We start from the raw sequence: 19,274 nt of genomic DNA, 5'->3' as shown, positions 1-19,274 counted from the left end.
GTTTAACGGTCTTGCTTTAATTGAAACGCACTAATGACATCAAATTCACCCTTCAGTTTGTCATACAAACGTTCATACAAATAAAATAGCTCTATGTACGTCTCACTGCTCTTCATATCCGGTTCATGGCGAGCAGATATCCGAATCCAATCTTGAACTTCTTCAATCTCTTCCATATGACCTAAACTATGAAGGGCTAAGACGGCAGCCCCAAACGCCGAAGCCTCATAACTTTCTGGCACAAGTACTTCCCTTCCCATCATATCCGCTAAAATTTGCCGCCACAGCGAAGACCTCGCAAATCCACCCGAAGCTCGCACATCCTTTGCTGGTCCTGTCAAATCTCTTAATGCGACGCCGATTGAGAAGACACTCATCATCACGCCTTCTAACACTGCTCGTATAAAATGTTCTCGCTTATGCTGAAGACTGATACCAAAAAATGTGCCTCTCGCATTTGGATTCCAATACGGAGCACGCTCACCTGTTAAAAATGGCAAAAACAGTAGCCCCTCTGAACCGGCAGGAACCTTTTCAGCAATATCAATCATCAGATCATAAGGATCCACACCAAGACGCTTTGCGACCTCTACTTCAGATGATGCGAATTCATCTTTTAGCCACCTCAGCATGATACCGCCATTATTGGTTGGTCCTCCAACGACCCAATGCTTGTCTGTCAGTGCATAACAAAACGTTCTTGATTGTTCATCTGTCACCGGCTGATCCACAACTGTGCGGACAGCTCCGCTTGTACCGATTGTGACCGCCACTTCCCCCTTACCAATTGCGCCTACACCGAGATTTGCTAGAACACCATCATTCGCACCGACCACAAATGGCGTGTCCTCTGAAATCCCCATCCGCAATGCAATCTCTGGTTGAAGTCCTCTAAGTTGATGGGTTGTTGGAACAAGTTCAGATAACTGATTTGCATGAATCCCAGCAATGCGAAGTGCTTCCTCATCCCATTGAAGCGTTTTCAAACGAAACAGACCTGTCGCCGATGCGATTGAATAATCCACGACATACTGACCAAAGAAATGATAGAGAATATATTCCTTAATAGAAATAAACTTCGCTGCCTGTTGAAACAGTGCAGGTAACGTTTCCTTTATCCATAATATTTTTGAAAGCGGTGACATTGGATGGATCGGTGTACCTGTTCTTTTATAAATGTGGAAGCCATTCATATCTGTGTTGATACGCTTCGCTTGTTCAGCACTTCTATTATCCGCCCAAATGATACTATTCGTTAAAGCTTTTCCATACTGATCCATCACAATTAAAGAATGCATCGCCGTACTCATTCCAACGCCTATGACATGTTTTGCATCAAATTTTGCTTTCGTCAAGGCACCCCTTACGCTGGCAATCACCGCCTCCATTATCTGTTCAGGATCCTGCTCAGCCCATGCTGGCTGTGGCTGAATGAGGTCATAATGAACCGAGTGCTTTGATATCACTTTCCCTCGCGACCCAAACAGAACCGCCTTTGTACTTGTTGTTCCAATATCCAAACCAATTACCGCCTGGTTTCCATTCATCTGTATCACGCCCAATCATTGATTTGAAATAGATTTGAAGTGTTGACCCCTGTTAAATCCCATTATAGGAATATTTTTTTTGACATTCAATGATTGAAAAGAAAATTATTTTCATCCAAAACCTCAAAATCGTTACCACATCAGCTTTTTTCACTATAAGAAAAATTTTTTTTTTAAAATATTACACTCTTTTTTGAGAAATTGTTTCTCTCATTTGCTTTAAGTTTGTTAATGTTTCTTCCTGTCTTAAATGCGCAAGTGCAAAATAAAGGACATCGATGACAGTGAGCTGGGCAAGTCTTGCAGACATCGCTTCCGTTCGAAAAGCAGTTTCTTGAGTCGATGTATAAAGGGTCACATCTACGAGCTGGCTCAATGGTGAACGCTGATAGCTTGTAATGCCAATGGCTTTGGCTCCTTTTTGTTTGGCTATTTTCATTGCATCGAGTAAGTCCTTGTTTCTACCAGAATGAGAGATACCGATGACTGTACTGTTTTGATCAAGTAGACCTGCGGACATCACTTGAAAATGAGAATCCGTATGAACGATACAATTGATGCCAGTCCTCATAAATTTATGAAAAGCATCTGTCGCAATGAGGCCAGACCCACCGCTCCCATAAAACTCTATTCGATCTGCACGATGAATCAATTGAATGGCTTTTTCTACATCCTCAGGATTCAATAACTGAAAACTATCCTTCAAAGCAGATATATTTGCTTGAAATACTTTTTGCATAAAAATAGCTGTATCATCATCAAGACTCATCTCTTCATCCACATAATCAGGCTTTATTTGATCTATTTCCTGGGCAATAGCAATCTTCAAATCTTGATAACCCTCAAATCCAAGTCTTTTACAGAGACGAAAGATCGTCGCTTCTGAGCTCGCAGTTTTTTTCGCTAGCTCTACAATGGACAGGTGGATGATGTCGCGTGGCTCACTCGTAATATGTTCCGCAATTGCTTTTAACTTCGGCGACAATCCTCTGCTTGCTGCCCGAATTTTCTCAATACTACTTAAACTGACAGAAGCCAATTCATTCACTCCTTTATCATAATTGTGAACGTATACATTTCCTCATACTCCCATCTTATAGAAAAGAAGCCTGTTTGCACAGACTTCTTTTCTATGAATTCAAAACATGTATTAATAGCTCAAAGAAAGCATCAGGATCTACATCCATACAAACTTGAACATTGCGCTCTTTCTCCCATTGATGCTGAAAGTCACATATCATCTGACCGTCGCAGAACTCACTCTTCGTCTCGACTTTTACATGGAAAGCCTCCGTTTTCACCAATTGTTTATCAATGGCAAGACTAACAGCAAGCGGATCATGCATTGCACAGGCCCATACGCCGTTCCGTTCAAAATACCGCCGACGGTAAAGCTCAGTACTCTCTCTTATGTAATTGGCTAATGTCTCATTTGTGATGGCATTAATCCGCTCATCCGTTAGCAGAACCTGTCTCGTGACGTCTAGTCCAACCTGTGTCAATGATGGAAAACCAGCTTCCAGCACCACTTTAGCAGCTTCTGGGTCTGCATATGTATTGAACTCAGCAACAGGTGTCACGTTTCCCTGTCCTTGCACAACTCCCCCCATAAAAATCACTTCTTTGACATGATGAATAAGTTCCGGACATTTTTTTACTGCAAGTGCTAGATTCGTTAAAGGTCCTGTTAACACAAGAGTGACCTGTTTCGGATGCTGAAGCACCTGATCTATGATGAAGTCAGGAGCGAAGCCATCATCTGCCGTTTTTTTAGGATAGACATCCTTTAAAGCACCGCCAATTCCATCCTCTCCATGCACCTGGTGCTCATAATGTGGCGCTCTCAAAAGAGGTGTTGCCGAACCTTTTACAACAGGAATATCGACTGCCTCTACCAATTCAAGCACTTTACATGTATTCAGTGTAGCGGCATCTACAGACACATTTCCGCAAACAGTCGTCACACCTAATATATGAAACTGATGACTTTTTACTGCCAGTAAAATTCCGATGGCATCATCTATGCCAGTGTCTACATCCAAGATCAATTTCTTTGTATTTGCCATGGCTGAATCTCTCCCTTATTTGAAAGTGTTGTTAGGGGAATGATAGCATATCCCTCTGTCATCCATTTAGGGAATAAATATCTTTTAGACGTTTGTTTTACTCTTTTTCGCCGATGTCTTTTAGATACTGTTCTCGTTCTTTTTCAGAGAGTCTATTAAGGTAGTTTTCTTTTATCTCCGGCTCACCATTTATATAACCATCAACTGTTACATATCCCATTGGAATATTTTTGGCTTCATCTTCTCTGCGAACTCTTCTGCTTTTTCTTGATCGCTTTTTTCTTGCACCGCATCATTCGATTGACTTTGCTTATTGTGCTGAATGATTAATGAAGTCACTGAGAGAAGGATGATCACAACCAATTCAGATACAAGTATTGTATTTTTCATCTCTACCGCTGCCGCCTTTTTATTAATGAAAAATAAAAAACAGGTAGGTGAGTACCTGCTTTACTCTTTTTCTCCAATATCCTTAAGATACTGTTCACGTTCTTTTTTAGAGAGTCTTTTAAGATAGTTTTCCTTTAGTTCAGGCTCATCTTTAAATTTATCCCAGTCTTTAAATCGATAAGATAATTCAGAAGAAAAAGTCATTGTACCTACTTCCTTAGATCGATATTCTAATGATGCAGAGAAATCATACTTTTCTGGCTTACCATTAATATACCCTCTAATTATTATATAGCCCATTGGATTAACGTTTACTCCCTTATCGAACGTAATGGTTTTAATAAAGTCGTGAATATCTATTTTATGTAAACGTTCTTCTACTTTCGGTTTCATTTCTTCTGCGAATTCTTCTGCCTTTTCTAGATCGTTCTTCTCTTGCACGATTGTTTCACCTCCTGATTCATCCGATTTTTTTTCTTTATCTTTTTGAAAAATAAGTGATATTACTAGAATAACAACGGTAGTAATCAAAACAATTAGTACAACTTTAAATGTGTTTTTCACAAAAAATACCCCACCTTTTAAAGATTTACTCGATAGGTTTTTTATACCTCTTTTTTATAGATATTTACCATACAATATCTTATAATATACATGATAATTATTACAGGAGTGTAAATGTTGACCAAAATAACTTCAATTAATCAACTTAGCGATAAAGAATATAATGAAATATCATCAGCATCTTATGATATCTTCAACTATGAAAATTCTAAAGATATACACTTGAAAAATGGTAAAATAATATATGTCGTTGACCACCAAGAAACAAAAAAAGGTCTAAACGCACTAACCCTTGTATCGGAAGAAGATTTCGAACGCTCCGATGGCGGAAGAGACCTCACCAAAATCAAAAACGCCGTCATCGCCTACCGTGGTTCAGAACCGATCGGCGCAGGCCAATATAAAGATACCATTAAAAAACATGGAAAAAAAGAGTCAGATGATCTTCTTTCTACCATTTTGACAAAGTTGCCTCCTTTTAGTCAGTCACAGACGTCAAAGGACGTCACGACGAAGGTGACGACAGGGACAACGACCTATACAAATGAGGTTGTACAGGATTGGTTGATTTCGGATACAAAGTATTTGATTAAAAATATCCCCTTTGAACACGGCGCAGAGAATCAAATGGTGCAGGCGGATCGATATGCGAAAGAGATCCATAAGAAAATGCCGAATGCGAAGATGTATGTGACAGGGCATTCACTTGGCGGGTCGAATGCGTCCTATGTTCTTGTCAAAAATGATTTTATTAAAGGCGGGGTTACCTTTGAGAATCCGAATATTTACCCCAATCTACCGGATGGCCTACAAGCCAAAGCCTTAAAAGGTGATTACCGCAGTAGATTAACAGAATATATCAATCTCAATGACGGGCTTTCTCTTTTAAATCGACATACAACAGAAATCGGTCGTGTGAAAGTGATGTATGATGCCGCTTTACCTGAAGGCGTCGATTACTCCGAGGACTCCTCAAAAGCCGTCCAATTTATGAAAAATCTCCTCAATCGAGCAATGAGTGTGAATCCTTCACTGGATGCCAATTTATTCCTTGAAGCCCTCGCTGGCAGCCATGGCTTAGACCGGTATTCATTTTCGTCAGATGGCTCCGTTCAAACCATTGATGATATGTTGAGAAAAAATCCTTCTCTCACCACGGCCATGTTGAATCAGTTGAGTCAGTCGAATGTTCACCCGCATAGTGTGGTGGCAATTTTAATCAAGTCGCATGTCCTCATGAACACAGGGCATAAATTCTCGACATATGCCGAGCACCATATGCAGCAAATCATTCGTAAAATTGAAAAACTCGATGACAAAGTGGAGCAATCTGTAGAGCGGGTTCGCTCGAGATACAAACAAATTGTGGGCTTTGGTTCGTATGACGAGCTGACGGCTTCAGATGTGGATGCCGTGATTCGCCATTTAAAAACAGAGGGTCTTGAGAATGAGTTCTATTCAGTCAAAAAGCATGATACAGCGATTGATAGCGCGATGAATATAAAAAGGTGGATGGATTCACTATCAGATGATATGAGCCAGCTAGGAAAACAATACCACGATGCAGATACAGCCCTAGCCAAGAATATGGGTATTTCTTAAGGAGTACGACAAATGGAATTTTCAAAAAAACAACCAACAGATGCAGATCGTTTTTTGCAAAGAATGACAGATACGCATACATCAAGCTCCATCTTCTCAAAAGCAAACTTTAACACGGAAGACATGACACCAGCAGAGCTGGCTGCTTTGAAAGCAAAGATCAAAGAAGAACAGAAAACAGCGCTGATCAGAGCCATCCGGCATCAGCTTCAAAATGAATTTGCAGAAGACCGCCAAGAAGCGGAAGAAATGTTAGATCTGATCGATGAACTTCTGGTCAACGTGTATCAACATAAAAGGGAGATCCAAACCCATATGTCAGGTGAAGCCATTGACGCCTTAATAGAAAAAATCGAACAAAGACTCACATTTTTTGAGCTAAAAGAAGATGTTCAATCCGCCATCGACTCGATCGGCATTTAAATGAACCTTCCATCCGGTGAATCTTTTCCCCGTCTCACTCGTATATACTAAAAGAGTGATTAATTTGAAAGGAGATCTGTTTGTGGGATATATTTTGTTATTTTCGGTTGTGATCGGTATTGTCTTGACCCTCCTGATCACGCCTCTTCGATTGATTGTGAGAAAGAAAGGTGCAGAAAATCAAGTACCGCTCGGTTGGATTGCAGGCCTCGCATTGATTTTTATCATCGGGATTTTTGGTTTCTATTACATCACTAATTTAGACCGGAACCTCTCATCACTATGGCTGATAGGACTTGTTGTGACGGCGGTAGGAGCCTTTTTTTCAGTAGGATTAGAACGGAAAATCAAAGGGATTTTGTTTCTGATCCTTTTGCTACTCGGTGCTTATATGGCAACAGCTTTTCTATTCAATGCGAATGAGAAGTTTGAGGTCTCCAAAATGGACCAAAAAGTGGAAATTAAAGCATTTGATGAGACAGAAACACCTGCAAGTGTTCCCCCGCAATTTGCTCGTAATAAGATGAAGAAATCATTCGGGCAGGTACCGAACACGAGCTATTATGAACTTGGAAACTTGCAAATTCAGAAGGTAAATGGGGAGTATGTTTACATCGCACCAGTTGAATTCTCAGATTTCTTTAAATGGATCAGATCAGGTAGTACGCCAGGTTACTTTACATTAAGTGCAACAGATTCATCTGCCAATCCAAAGTTTGTGAAAACAGAAATGGTCTATACACCTTCATCCTATTTCAACAAAGAAATTGAGCGGCATATTCGTCTCCAATATCCAGATTTGATTTTCTATGGAAAGACTCAGCTTGAAATCAATGACGACGGGAAGCCATATTACATTCAAACTTATGGCGATTTCATTTCTGCAAGAAACGGCTTTAAAGCTTCAGGCGTGGTTGTCGTAGATGCAAAAACCGGTGCCACCAAACGGTATTCTTTAGATCAAGTACCCGCTTTTATTGATGGTGCTGTTTCACCAGAGGCTGTCAGCCTGCAAAACAGTTATTTCGGAAACTATGTCCACGGATTCTGGAATAGTCTCTTTGGAAAATCAGATGTCAAATTACCTTCGGACGAGGGAACAGAAGCCAATGTGAGTCCAGTGTTTGATTCAAATGGAGACATGTATTACTTTACTGATTTCACCAGCCCAAAAGAGGGCGTTGATTCCATGCTCGGGTATGCACTGACAAATGCTCGGACAGGAAAAGCCACCTATTATACTGGGAATCTCGAAGAGTCCTACATGGATTCCCAAGGTGCTCAGCAAATAATTGAGAAACGCTTTATTGAGAAGAAATGGAAAGGTCGCATGCCAATTCTTTATAATTTCTATGGGGAAGCTAGCTGGCTCACACCTGTTCTCGATTCAAACGGGTTCCTGCAAAACTACTTTATTGTCTCAGCAGCAAACCCTGAAATCGCCGCCTACGCTTCGACACCGAACGAAGCACTGAGAGCCTATAAAACAGCCCTTCAAAAAAGCGGTGGCACAGTAAACGGCTCATCTAAACAAGAAAAGAAAGACGCCACTGGCAAAGTCAAACGTGTGTATAAAGAAAAGACCGGTGATTATACAACGGTGACGTTCCTATTAGGCGATGGGAAAAACTACACGATGTCATCTGAAAAAGAACCTCTTGTGATTTACTTAAAAGAAGGTGACCAAGTGAAGATCAAATACACAGATACGGGTGAAATCTTCCTTCCAGTCGATGAGTTAAAAATCAAAGGATTGTAAAAAAAAGACGTTTCTCCTAGCTTGGAGAAGCGTCTTTTCTCTCTTTTTTGAGCAATTCAACTAATAATTCCTTGTTCTTATTCCCGCCTGTCATCGGTGATTCGATATAAGAAAATTTTCGTTTAAAGTCCATTCCTCTGACTGAAATGACAGCTAGTTCGCCGCCAATACTTCCTCTTTGCAACACATATTTTGATAAAATCGATAAACCCATCCCATGGATGACGGCCTCTTTAATGGCTTGGTTACTGCTAAAGGTAACAAAGGTTCTCGCCTTGAGTCCATTTGATTTCAGCACATGCTGCAAGTATTCACCCGTACCTGAACCCTCTTCTCTCGTGATCCAAGTTTCATTTTGCAATTGATCAATCGTGACATCCTTTTTCTTTGCAAATGGGTGATTCAATGGTGCAACAATGTATAGTTCATCCTCTAAAAAGGTTTCAACGGACAACTCTTTGTCATTCGTTTGACCTTCAATTAGACCAATATCTACATGGAACAAGCGGACATGTCTTGCAATCGCCTCTGTATTATCAATAACTACCTCAATATCTACATGAGGATACAGTTGATGAAATTCTGCCAATATATGCGGCAGCACATACTCCCCGATAGTGAAACTTGCCCCAATTGTCAATTTTCCTCTCACCACATGATGATGCTCATAAATATCCTGCTTCGCCTGTTCATATAAACGAATGATTTGCTTTGACCTGTGATACAACATATCCCCAGTAGGTGTGACTGTTAATTGCTTCGGCGAACGATTGAGCAGAACCGTCTGAAATTCCTGCTCCAAGTTCTTAATATGAAGACTGACACTAGGTTGAGAAATTCGCAACCTTTGGGCAGCTTTTGTAAAGTTTTTCTCCTCCACAACCGTCACGAATGTCTTCAATGCATCGTAATACATCTGTCCCTCTCCTATCAGAAATCTTAATCCATAACCTTCATAACATATATCTTACTAATTACTTGTCAACTCGTAAAGAATAGGGAAAAATGAAACATTTTAATAAAAATATTTACTCATTTTTTTAAAAACTCTATACTGAAAGGAGATATGTTCTATAGGAGGTGCTGAATTGGCAGCAAAAATAAAGGACATTGCCAAAAAAGCTGGATTATCAATTGCTACTGTTTCTCGTGTGCTTAACCAAGACCCGAATTTATCTGTCACGGATCAAACACGTGAGAAAGTATACGCAGCCGCCGAAGCTTTGTCTTATCAAAAAAAGACATTCAAACATTCATTAAAAAAAATCGCCTTTCTCTATTGGATGACTGAAAAGGAAGAGCTTGAAGATATTTATTTCAAATCAATCCGTCTTGGCATTGAAGAGCTTACCAAAACGCGGAGTTTAAATGTTGCCGCTTACAATCCATCTGACGGTCTTCACGCGATTGATCCTTCTACTGAAGGAATCATTGCCATTGGCCGATTTAGCAAATCAGATCTTGATCACTTATATGCGATCACAAAGCACATCGTCTTTATTGATACGTCGCCAGACGAAGACCGCTTTGATTCGGTGAAGCCAAATCTAAAACGAATTGTTGAAAAGATTATTGATTCCTTTATCGAAAAACAGCACAACTCGATCGGATTCATTGGCGGGACAGATCTTGATCTCAATACAAATTTGCATATTCCAGATATTCGCGAAATAACCTTCCGCCAATATATGACGGCACAAGGTTTATTAGATGAACGATTGATATACATTGGTCATCACTTCTCTGTAGATGAAGGATACTCGCTCATGATGAAGGCGATAAACGAGCTCGGTGATGACCTGCCGACCGCTTTTTGTGTGGCCAGTGATCCCCTTGCCATTGGTTGCCTACAGGCTTTGAATGAGCGCGGCTTTTCTTTGCCGAATCGAGTCAGTGTTTTTAGCATCAATGATATTCATGTATCTCAATATGTCTCACCACCGCTCACAACCTATCATATCCATACATCTTTGCTTTGTGAAACAGCGGTCGACTTACTTTTAGAAAGGCTTGTTGACGGGAGAACATTAACGAAAACAGTGCTTATTGCCTCAGAACCTGTATTTCGAAAAAGCACGATATAAACAGTAAGAAGCCCAGCCACATGGGGGGCTTCTTTTCTCTATATATGAGTAAAAAAATTTACTTAATAAATTTAATAAAATATGTTTACTTTTTTTACTTAAGTTGTTATTCTCACATTAAGAAAGCGTTTTCTTATTATCTGTGAAAAAAGAACGAGAGGGGATTACCTATGAAAAAGGGACAATGGGCGAAATTATCAGCAGTCGTTGGTACTGCTGTTCTTCTGCTTTCAGCATGCGGACCAGGAGATGACAATACAAGCAGTACACAGCCAGCATCTACAGGTACAAAGACATTGCTGGTTTGGGAGGATGTCAAAAAGTCTGACGGGATAAAAGACGCTGTAAAAGAATTCGAAAAACAAAACAACGTGACAATCAAAGTGGTCGAAAAAGCGTATGCCGATCAAATTGAAGCACTTCGTCTTGATGGTGCCGCAGGGACAGGTCCAGATGTGATCACCATGCCTCATGATCAAATTGGATCAGCCGTAACAGAGGGATTATTGCAGGAAATAAAACCTGATCAAAAAGTGCTCGATACCTTTACAGATGAAGCCATTCAATCACAAACGGTGAATGGCAAACTATACGGTTTACCGAAATCTGTCGAAACAACAGTGCTTTTCTACAATAAAGACCTTGTGAAAGAAGCACCGACCACACTCGATGGCTGGTATGACCTTTCTAAGAAGCTAACAAAAGATGGGAATTACGGCTTTGTTGCCAAATGGGATGAAATTTACTACGCACAAAGTGTGTTAGGGGGCTCAGGCGGCTATATTTTCAAACAGAAGCGTGATGGCTCCTATGATGTGAACGATATCGGTCTTAATCATGAAGGCGCTATTAAAGGCGGGCAATACATTCAGAAATTTTTTAGCGAAGGGCTTTTCCCGAAAGGCATTATTGGTGAACAAGGAATCAATGTCCTTAACTCCTTATTCACAGAGAAAAAAGCCGCTGCAGTCATTTCTGGTCCATGGTCATTCGGTCCATATCAAGAGGCTGGCATTGACTACGGTGTATCTGAACTACCTACACTCCCTAACGGAAAGCATATGAGCTCATTCTTAGGAGTCAAGAGCTATAACGTCTCCTCTTACTCTAAAAATAAAAAACTCGCTGAGAAGTTTATTGAATTTGTCACAAACGAAAAGAATTCGAAAAAACGCTTTGAAGTCACCGAGGAAATTCCACCAGTGAAAAAATTGATGAAAGATCCAATCATTACAGAAAACGCGAATGCTGATGCCGTATCAAAACAAACAAAATATGCCTCGCTGACACCGAACAATCCAGAAATGGCAGAAGTATGGAAGCCTATTGACAGTGCATTAGGACTAATTGCCACCGGCCAAACTGATGTGAAAAAAGCATTTGATGATGCGGTGAAACAAATTGATTCTCAAATCAAAGCAAATCATTCCAAATAACATTTCAAGGGCAGTCTTGCGTACAAAGAGCTGCCCGTGTTTCATCATAATTTAAACATGAAGTAGGTGTTAGACGTGACGGGTAACCTTGAACTAGACCGCGCACATACAGTTGAATCAACAACACATCGGAAAAAGGCGCTATTATTCTCCTTTATACCCGGAATGGGGCAAATATACAACAAACAGTATGGCAAAGGGGCACTCTTTTTCCTATTCGGTATCTCTTTTCTCGTTGTGTTTTATGATTTATTCAATATTGGCTTCTGGGGACTATTCACACTCGGTACAATGCTGCCTCGTGACAACTCTGTTTTCCTTTTAGCAAAAGGAATTATTGCTCTTTTAACAGTTGGATTTGGTATCGGCTTTTACGCACTCATGATTCGTGATGCGTTTTTGAATGGGAAAAAGCGTGATCAAGGAATTCCGCTTCATTCTATACGTGCACAATACCATCTGCTCATCGACCAAGGCTTCCCTTATTTAATGAGCTCTCCTGCTTTCTTTTTACTTCTGTTTTCTGTTGTCTTTCCTATTATGTTTAGCTTTGCGCTTGCATTTACGAACTACGATTTATACCACTCACCTCCTGCCAATCTCATTGATTGGGTCGGTTTAAAGAACTTTCAAAATATCTTTTCGATCGACATTTGGAGAAACACCTTTATTGATGTACTCGGATGGACAGTCGTGTGGACATTGGCGGCTTCGACGCTTCAATGTGCAGTCGGCATCTTTCTTGCCGTGTTGCTGAATCAGAAGGATTTAAAAGGAAAGCGATTTTTTAGAACGATTTTGATTCTGCCTTGGGCTGTTCCAGGCTTTGTGACCATTTTGGTTTTTGCAGGGCTGTTCAATGATACATTTGGAGCGATCAATCATACACTCTTTGCGTCGATTGGCATTGATCCTAAGCCATGGCTGACAGATCCCTTTTGGAGCAAAATTGCATTAATTGCAATGCAGACTTGGCTTGGTTTCCCGTTTGTTTTTATTATGACAACCGGTGTTTTGCAAGCAATACCAGAAGATTTATATGAAGCTGCGACTATTGACGGAGCAACCTTTATTCAGAAGTTCCGCTCGATCACTTTACCGCTTGTACTCTATTCAATTGCACCTATTTTGATTACGCAGTATACCTTTAACTTTAACAACTTTAATATCATTTACTTATTTAATGGCGGAGGACCGCCTATTGCAGGTTCGACAGCCGGGGGAACAGACATATTGGTTTCTTGGATTTACAAACTGACTATGCAGTCCTCTCAATATGCGCTTGCTGCCGCCGTCACGATTTTACTATCTATATTCGTCATTGCCATTGCACTCTGGCAGTTCAAAAGAACCAATTCATTCAAAGAGGAGGACATGATGTGATATGGGGTCAAAACAAAAGAAGCTCGTTCGCCTGAGTATCACTTATTTTATCCTTTTGATCGTCACCGTCTGTGTGATGTATCCACTTCTTTGGACAATCGGCGCATCGTTTAATCCTGGGAACAGCCTCATGAGCACAAGCATGTTTCCTAAAAATCCAACATTCAGTCACTTCACCGAACTGTTCTTTGGTCAAGGGGCACTTTATGCAAAATGGTACTTGAACTCAATGAAGATCAGCATTGCCACAATGATTTTAACACTGATTCTTGTCAGCTTTACAGGCTATGCCTTTTCCAGATTTCGTTTCAAAGGACGGAAAAATGGGCTGATGCTCTTTTTGCTGCTGCAAATGATTCCTCAATTTTCAGCGCTAATTGCGATTTTTGTTCTTGCCCAAATGCTTGGGCTCATTAACAGTCACCTTGCGCTCATTTTAATTTATGCAGGTGGACAAATCCCCATGAATACGTATTTAATGAAAGGCTATCTTGATGCAATTCCAAAAGATTTAGATGAATCAGCAAGAATGGATGGTGCAGGACACTTTCGGATTTTTATCCAAATTATTATGCCGCTTGCCAAACCAATTTTAGCTGTTGTCGCCATCAACTCATTTACTGGACCACTGGGTGATTTCATCATCTCAAGTGTCATTGTTCGCTCACCCGAAATGTATACTCTCCCAATTGGTCTGTATAATCTCGTCTCAGACAAAATGGGTGCCAGCTACACGACCTTTGCAGCCGGGGCTTTACTCATTGCCATTCCAGTCGCTTTATTATTTCTTGTTTTACAAAAACAATTTGTATCCGGCCTCACGCAAGGCGGTACAAAAGGATAAGGAGAGATTTGATGAAGAAATGGGTACTCGTCAGTGTTGTTGTTTTCTTTTTTATGGGGTTAGGTGTTCTACCTAAAGCAAAAGCAGCAGATACGATTTCTGTTAGACCCATTAATGGACTACAAAGCGACTTCATCAAAGGGGCAGATATCTCTATGCTCGCTGAAGTCGAGAAAAGTGGCGGCCGTTACTATGATCAGAACGGGAAGCAGATTGATCCACTCAAACTCATAAAGGATAAAGGGGGCAACTACGTGCGTATCAGGCTTTGGAACAATCCATATGACAACCAGGGGCGTGCCTATAATGGCGGAACAAACGATTTAAACACAGCCATTGCTTTATCGAAACGAGCAAAGGCACTTAACATGAAAGTGCTGCTTGATTTTCATTATAGTGACTTCTGGACCGACCCTGGTAAGCAGTTCAAACCAAAAGCTTGGGCTTCCCTGTCACAAAGCGATTTAGAAAAAGCAGTCGGTACTTACACAAGTGACGTATTGAAAACGCTGAAAGCACAAAACGCTCTCCCAAACATGGTACAGGTCGGAAATGAATTAAACTCAGGCATGCTTTGGCCAAACGGTAAAAGCTGGGGTGAAGGTGGAGGTGAATTTGATCGTCTCGCTGCCTTACTGAAAGCTGGCACAAATGCTGTTCGATCGGTCGATTCGAACATCAAAGTGATGCTGCATCTTGCTCACGGGGGAGACAACGGTGCTTTCCGCTGGTGGTTTGATGAAATCACAAAACGAGGCGTCTCCTTCGATACAATTGGCTTATCTTATTATCCTTATTGGGACGGCGGATTCAGTGAACTTTCCTCCAATATGAATGATATTAGTGCCCGCTACAACAAAGACGTCATTGTTGTAGAAACAGCCTATGGATTTACTACAGCAAATGGTGACAATCTAGAGAACTCGTTTAATCAAAATTCAGTGAATACAGTCGGCTATCCTGCCTCGCCTCAAGGTCAGGCATCTTATATACGAGATGTATCAGAAAAAATCTCTCAAGTGAAAAACAATCGCGGGAAGGGATTCTTTTACTGGGAACCGCTGTGGATTCCTGTAAAAGGTGCACCATGGTCCAGTCAATACGGTTTATCATACATCCAAACAACCGGTACAGTCGGTAATGCTTGGGAAAATCAGGCTATGTTTGATTTCAACGGAAAAGCCTTACCTTCTCTTGATGTATTCAAACAAATGACACCGTAACCTGAAAAAGATAGGAAGTGACAAAATGGGAAAGCGTTACCCACTCGTCCACCCAAATGTGAAAGGCTTTTTACATGGTGGCGATTATAATCCAGATCAATGGCTTCATATGCCAGAGATCATTGACGAAGACTTTCGTTTAATGAAGCTTGCACACTGTCAAACATTCTCCATCAATATTTTCGCATGGAGTAAACTAGAACCGAAAGAAGGTCAGTATGATTTTGCATGGCTGGATGACATCATGGACCGTTTAGCAGAGCAGGGGGCTCACGCCATTCTCGCAACGCCAAGCGGGGCAAGACCTGCTTGGCTCTCGCAAACATATCCCGAAGTATTACGCGTTGAAGCGAACCGCCAGCGCAACCTACACGGGCTTCGGCATAATCATTGCTTCACCTCACCTGTTTATAGAGAAAAAACAAATACACTCAACCGCATGCTCGCCGAACGCTATCACGATCATCCAGCACTCATCATGTGGCACATCTCTAATGAATATGGCGGCGAATGTCATTGTGACCTTTGTCAGGAAGCATTTCGAACGTACCTTAAGGACAAATACAACCATGACCTTGAGGCATTAAATCAGGCATGGTGGACAGGATTTTGGAGCCATACATTTAGTGATTGGTCACAAATTGAATCACCTGCACCGCATGGTGAACACATGATTCACGGAATGAACTTAGATTGGAAGCGTTTTGTCACTGCACAAACAATCAATTTTTATCAAAATGAGATTGAGCCGCTGCGAGAATTAACGCCAAATATCCCAGTGACAACAAACTTTATGGGTGACTACCCGCATATGCGTCCGTTCGTCGGACTAGATTATCATCAATTTGCGAAAGAAGTAGATGTGATTTCATGGGATAGCTATCCTGCATGGCATAGCGGCAAAGAAACGACAGCCGAATTAGCATCTAACGTAGCATTCGTTCATGACCTTTATCGTTCATTAAAGAACGGTCAGCCGTTTCTCATGATGGAAAGTACACCAAGCCTTGTAAACTGGCATGATGTGAATAAGGTGAAGCACCAAGGTATGGCACACCTTTCTGCCATACAGGCAATCGCACACGGCTCTGATTCCGTTCTCTATTTTCAGTGGAGACAAGGTCGAGGTGCATCTGAGAAATTCCATGGAGCTGTCGTTGATCATTCAGGACATGAGCATACGCGCGTTTTTCAAGAAGTTGCCAGTCTAGGAAAACAACTAGAGCAATTGCAGACGATTGCGGGTACATCCGTTCAACCAGAGGTCGCCATCATATACGATTGGGAAAACCACTGGGCGATTGATGATGCTCAAGGCTTAAACAACACAAACAAACGTTACGTAGAAGCTTGTCAAACACACTATCGTAGCTTCTGGAAAAAGGGGATCCCTGTTGACATCGTAGGAATGGAAACAGATTTCTCTTCCTACCGCGTGCTGATCGGGCCTATGCTATATATGATCAAACCAGGAGTGGCAGAGAAAATTGAGGCCTTTGTCAAATCGGGCGGCGTCTTTGTTGCAACTTACTGGAGCGGCATAGCAGATGAGAACGACCTCTGTTTCCTCGGCGGCTTCCCAGGTCCTTTGCGCAATGTACTGGGCATCTGGGCGGAGGAAATCAACACCCTCATGCCAAATGAGCATGTCATGATGACCACTGGTCATGGACGCACCTACAACGTCGGACAATATTGCGAATCCATTCATCCAGAAACGGCTTCTGTTTTAGGACATTACGAGAATGGTTGCTACGAAGGGCAGCCGGCACTCACCGTCCATCCATTTGGAGAAGGAAAAGCCTATTACATGGCTTCGGAGAATGAGCAAGCTTTTTATGATGAGTTTTACGAAGAACTCATTGCAGATGTTGGAATAAAACCCGTCATATCTGCTGCAATTCCAGAAGGAGTCAGTGTACAAAAACGAACTGATGGCACGCAGGACTATGTATTTATAATGAATTTCACAGAATGTGAACAGATAGTTTTATTAGAAAGAAACACCATCTATGTAAATGCATTAACTTCTAAAAGAATATCAGGAAAAATAATTCTTGATTCCTATGAATATTTTATATTAAAAAGAAAAAGAGAGTGTCTTTAAAGACATTCTTTTTTTCTTTTTATGCAAAAACCAACCTTAAATTCAGCTTATAATCAAAATTCTAACTTGAAAAAATATTGTAAAATGTGATACATTATTTGTGAAAATTAACAAAAAAAACACTTTTTAAATCAAGGAGCTTTTATGGATAATAAACACAACTTTGTTACTGCTTATATGGTAGCTACTGCGAAAAAATTGGCTACAAAATACGGCAAAAAATACGCTGCAGAATGGTAAAATCCAAAGTGAAGAAATTGAGGAGTATAATGATATTCCTCCTTCTTTTCGTCTAGGAGGAATATAATGCTCAACAAAAAAGTTTTTATGGCGAACTTTAAACTTACGTATAGACGTACTTTAAACCGATTGATTTACTTTTTCCCATCAAGCGAAAATTTACTAAAATCATACAAAGTATTACCGATCATGGTAACAATTTATTATATATATTAACTGCTTTAATTCCTCATGGTATCTTTGAAATTCCTGCCATGATATTATCAGGTTCACTTGGTTTCAAGTTGTTAGACTTCGTCTATTTAAAAATAAGAGGGATGTATTCCCCCAAGAAACATTTCTTTTCGGATATTTTGTTTTTTACTATGATGATATGTCTATTGACATTACTTGCTGCTTTAACTGAGGCATTATTAACGCCCTTTTTACTAAACAAATTGCAATAGGAGGTCCTTATGTTTATTAATAAAAAAAAGATAGATAAATTACTAGATGATCATTTAGAGGAAAATAAGGCAGAACCGAAAAACACAATTAATAGTTCTTTTATAATTGTCTTTTATTTTTCAATACTCCTATCAATCTGTACTTTCTTTTTTGATTATAGGTACTTCTTAATTGTCTTGTTTGGTCCGACCGTTTTAGTAACCTTTATAAACCCGCCTTTACAATATAAAAAAGGAATGTATAGAATGATTTCCGCCCTATATTTAATATTTTTAATTACAGTTACTTTCTTCTGGATAAAGTAAGTGATTCATTTCCAATCAATCTTTAGGGGATGTTTTTTGATTCTGCTGGCATTTCTTCGACCATTTCTACTATCATTGTTGGTTTCTCGGAGTACCTCTTGATACGTTAACAAGCACAGATGCATATGATTATGCACATATGCCTATTGTAAAATCTATTACAAGTGGATGTATCTGGTGCTTCATCCGCCTACTTTATAATGATTGGCAATGTCATCGGAACATATGTCAGCTCTCTTGCACCTGCTGTATGGCTCGCAATAGGGCTTGCGGGTGTCGACATGGGGAAACATATTCGATACTCTTTCTTTTGGATGCAGTTCTGTAGTAACGTATTAGTGCTTGTTGCCATTTTAATCTGGGTCATTTAAGCAAAAGAAAGACATGTGTCCATGGACACATGTCTTTTCATTTGATTAAGATGGGTATTCACTGATATGAGCTTCCGTTTTTGGCTTTCTAATCAGTGCCATTAGCCCAATGACAATTAATAAGATTATTGGAATGAACGCAAGACCAACCGTTCCAATTAAAAGAGTGACAGCAGAGACCAAGAATAAAATACCCGAGATCACCGCACGACGATTTGTCTTTAGAAAAATCACACCAACGAGAGTTAAAACCGCCGCAATTGCCGATACAATCATGAACTGGATACCAAAGGCATTCGCTGCAGCTTGAAGTGTTTCAATCGGCAATGCTTCGCCTTCCTCTTTTAAAATCTCATTGAATTGTTCATAAGAGGAGGAATCCAAAGAAAGGATTAATGCCCCAAAACCGACGCCAATGATATTGAGGACAATACTAATAATCCCCATCACTTTTTCACCTTTACGTTTCATCATTTACAAACC

Annotated in this window: 17 protein-coding genes and 1 pseudogene; 11 read left to right on the top strand and 7 right to left on the bottom strand. The window is 40.4% G+C overall.

The annotated features are described in order from the left end of the window. Positions 1–2 precede the first annotated feature (2 nt). The 5 genes and pseudogenes from gntK to ABVJ71_RS11845 all read right to left on the bottom strand — a co-directional run bounded on the left by gntK (position 3) and on the right by ABVJ71_RS11845 (position 4,567). Complete coding sequence (gntK, locus tag ABVJ71_RS11865) at positions 3–1,547, bottom strand: gluconokinase (RefSeq protein ID WP_353854182.1); 1,545 nt, start codon at positions 1,545–1,547, stop codon at positions 3–5. Positions 1,548–1,728: 181 nt separating this feature from the next. After that, on the bottom strand, positions 1,729–2,586 hold the full coding sequence (locus ABVJ71_RS11860) for a MurR/RpiR family transcriptional regulator (RefSeq protein WP_353854181.1): 858 nt from the start codon (positions 2,584–2,586) through the stop codon (positions 1,729–1,731). Positions 2,587–2,677: 91 nt separating this feature from the next. After that, positions 2,678–3,613, bottom strand: coding sequence for a nucleoside hydrolase (locus ABVJ71_RS11855; protein ID WP_353854180.1), 936 nt, complete (start codon positions 3,611–3,613; stop codon positions 2,678–2,680). A 97-nt stretch (positions 3,614–3,710) separates the two neighbouring features. Continuing rightward, positions 3,711–4,003 (bottom strand): annotated as a pseudogene (locus tag ABVJ71_RS11850) (hypothetical protein). 60 nt (positions 4,004–4,063) lie between these two features. Further along, positions 4,064–4,567, bottom strand: coding sequence for a DUF1433 domain-containing protein (locus ABVJ71_RS11845; protein ID WP_353854179.1), 504 nt, complete (start codon positions 4,565–4,567; stop codon positions 4,064–4,066). Between the two features lie 117 nt (positions 4,568–4,684). On the opposite strand from ABVJ71_RS11845, the gene ABVJ71_RS11840 reads away from it, so the two are divergent. The 3 genes from ABVJ71_RS11840 to ABVJ71_RS11830 all read left to right on the top strand — a co-directional run bounded on the left by ABVJ71_RS11840 (position 4,685) and on the right by ABVJ71_RS11830 (position 8,351). Continuing rightward, complete coding sequence (locus ABVJ71_RS11840; protein WP_353856649.1) at positions 4,685–6,169, top strand: lipase; 1,485 nt, start codon at positions 4,685–4,687, stop codon at positions 6,167–6,169. A gap of 12 nt (positions 6,170–6,181) precedes the next feature. Then, complete coding sequence (locus ABVJ71_RS11835) at positions 6,182–6,592, top strand: hypothetical protein (RefSeq protein ID WP_353854178.1); 411 nt, start codon at positions 6,182–6,184, stop codon at positions 6,590–6,592. A gap of 82 nt (positions 6,593–6,674) precedes the next feature. Next, the gene (locus ABVJ71_RS11830) at positions 6,675–8,351 is read left to right on the top strand and encodes a hypothetical protein (protein WP_353854177.1); all 1,677 of its coding nucleotides are present in this window, start codon (positions 6,675–6,677) and stop codon (positions 8,349–8,351) included. Between the two features lie 16 nt (positions 8,352–8,367). On the opposite strand, the gene ABVJ71_RS11825 is transcribed toward ABVJ71_RS11830, so the two are convergent. Beyond that, complete coding sequence (locus ABVJ71_RS11825) at positions 8,368–9,267, bottom strand: LysR family transcriptional regulator (protein WP_353854176.1); 900 nt, start codon at positions 9,265–9,267, stop codon at positions 8,368–8,370. A gap of 172 nt (positions 9,268–9,439) precedes the next feature. Here ABVJ71_RS11825 and ABVJ71_RS11820 point away from each other — a divergent pair, with 172 nt between their 5' ends. The 8 genes from ABVJ71_RS11820 to ABVJ71_RS11785 all read left to right on the top strand — a co-directional run bounded on the left by ABVJ71_RS11820 (position 9,440) and on the right by ABVJ71_RS11785 (position 18,791). Then, positions 9,440–10,435 (top strand): LacI family DNA-binding transcriptional regulator, encoded by a 996-nt coding sequence (locus ABVJ71_RS11820; protein ID WP_353854175.1) that lies wholly within the window; start codon positions 9,440–9,442, stop codon positions 10,433–10,435. A 170-nt stretch (positions 10,436–10,605) separates the two neighbouring features. After that, complete coding sequence (locus ABVJ71_RS11815) at positions 10,606–11,871, top strand: extracellular solute-binding protein (RefSeq protein ID WP_353854174.1); 1,266 nt, start codon at positions 10,606–10,608, stop codon at positions 11,869–11,871. A 165-nt stretch (positions 11,872–12,036) separates the two neighbouring features. Beyond that, on the top strand, positions 12,037–13,254 hold the full coding sequence (locus tag ABVJ71_RS11810; RefSeq protein WP_353856648.1) for a sugar ABC transporter permease: 1,218 nt from the start codon (positions 12,037–12,039) through the stop codon (positions 13,252–13,254). 1 nt (position 13,255) lies between these two features. Then, positions 13,256–14,098 (top strand): sugar ABC transporter permease, encoded by an 843-nt coding sequence (locus ABVJ71_RS11805; RefSeq protein WP_353854173.1) that lies wholly within the window; start codon positions 13,256–13,258, stop codon positions 14,096–14,098. Between the two features lie 11 nt (positions 14,099–14,109). Continuing rightward, entirely contained in the window at positions 14,110–15,321 is a 1,212-nt protein-coding gene (locus ABVJ71_RS11800; protein WP_353854172.1) for a glycosyl hydrolase 53 family protein, read from the top strand. 25 nt (positions 15,322–15,346) lie between these two features. Continuing rightward, entirely contained in the window at positions 15,347–17,428 is a 2,082-nt protein-coding gene (locus ABVJ71_RS11795) for a beta-galactosidase (protein ID WP_353854171.1), read from the top strand. A gap of 368 nt (positions 17,429–17,796) precedes the next feature. Beyond that, a complete protein-coding gene (locus ABVJ71_RS11790; RefSeq protein WP_353856647.1) occupies positions 17,797–18,114 on the top strand; it encodes a stage II sporulation protein M in 318 nt (105 codons plus the stop codon). A gap of 470 nt (positions 18,115–18,584) precedes the next feature. Continuing rightward, a complete protein-coding gene (locus ABVJ71_RS11785; RefSeq protein WP_353854170.1) occupies positions 18,585–18,791 on the top strand; it encodes a hypothetical protein in 207 nt (68 codons plus the stop codon). Between the two features lie 45 nt (positions 18,792–18,836). Here ABVJ71_RS11785 and ABVJ71_RS11780 read toward each other — a convergent pair whose 3' ends face one another. Continuing rightward, the gene (locus tag ABVJ71_RS11780) at positions 18,837–19,265 is read right to left on the bottom strand and encodes a DUF4064 domain-containing protein (protein ID WP_353854169.1); all 429 of its coding nucleotides are present in this window, start codon (positions 19,263–19,265) and stop codon (positions 18,837–18,839) included. Between the last annotated feature and the right edge of the window lie 9 nt (positions 19,266–19,274).

This window comes from Bacillus sp. Bos-x628 (genome assembly GCF_040500475.1).
Classification (GTDB): domain Bacteria; phylum Bacillota; class Bacilli; order Bacillales; family Bacillaceae; genus Bacillus; species Bacillus maqinnsis.
This window is presented reverse-complemented; position numbering and strand designations above follow the sequence as displayed.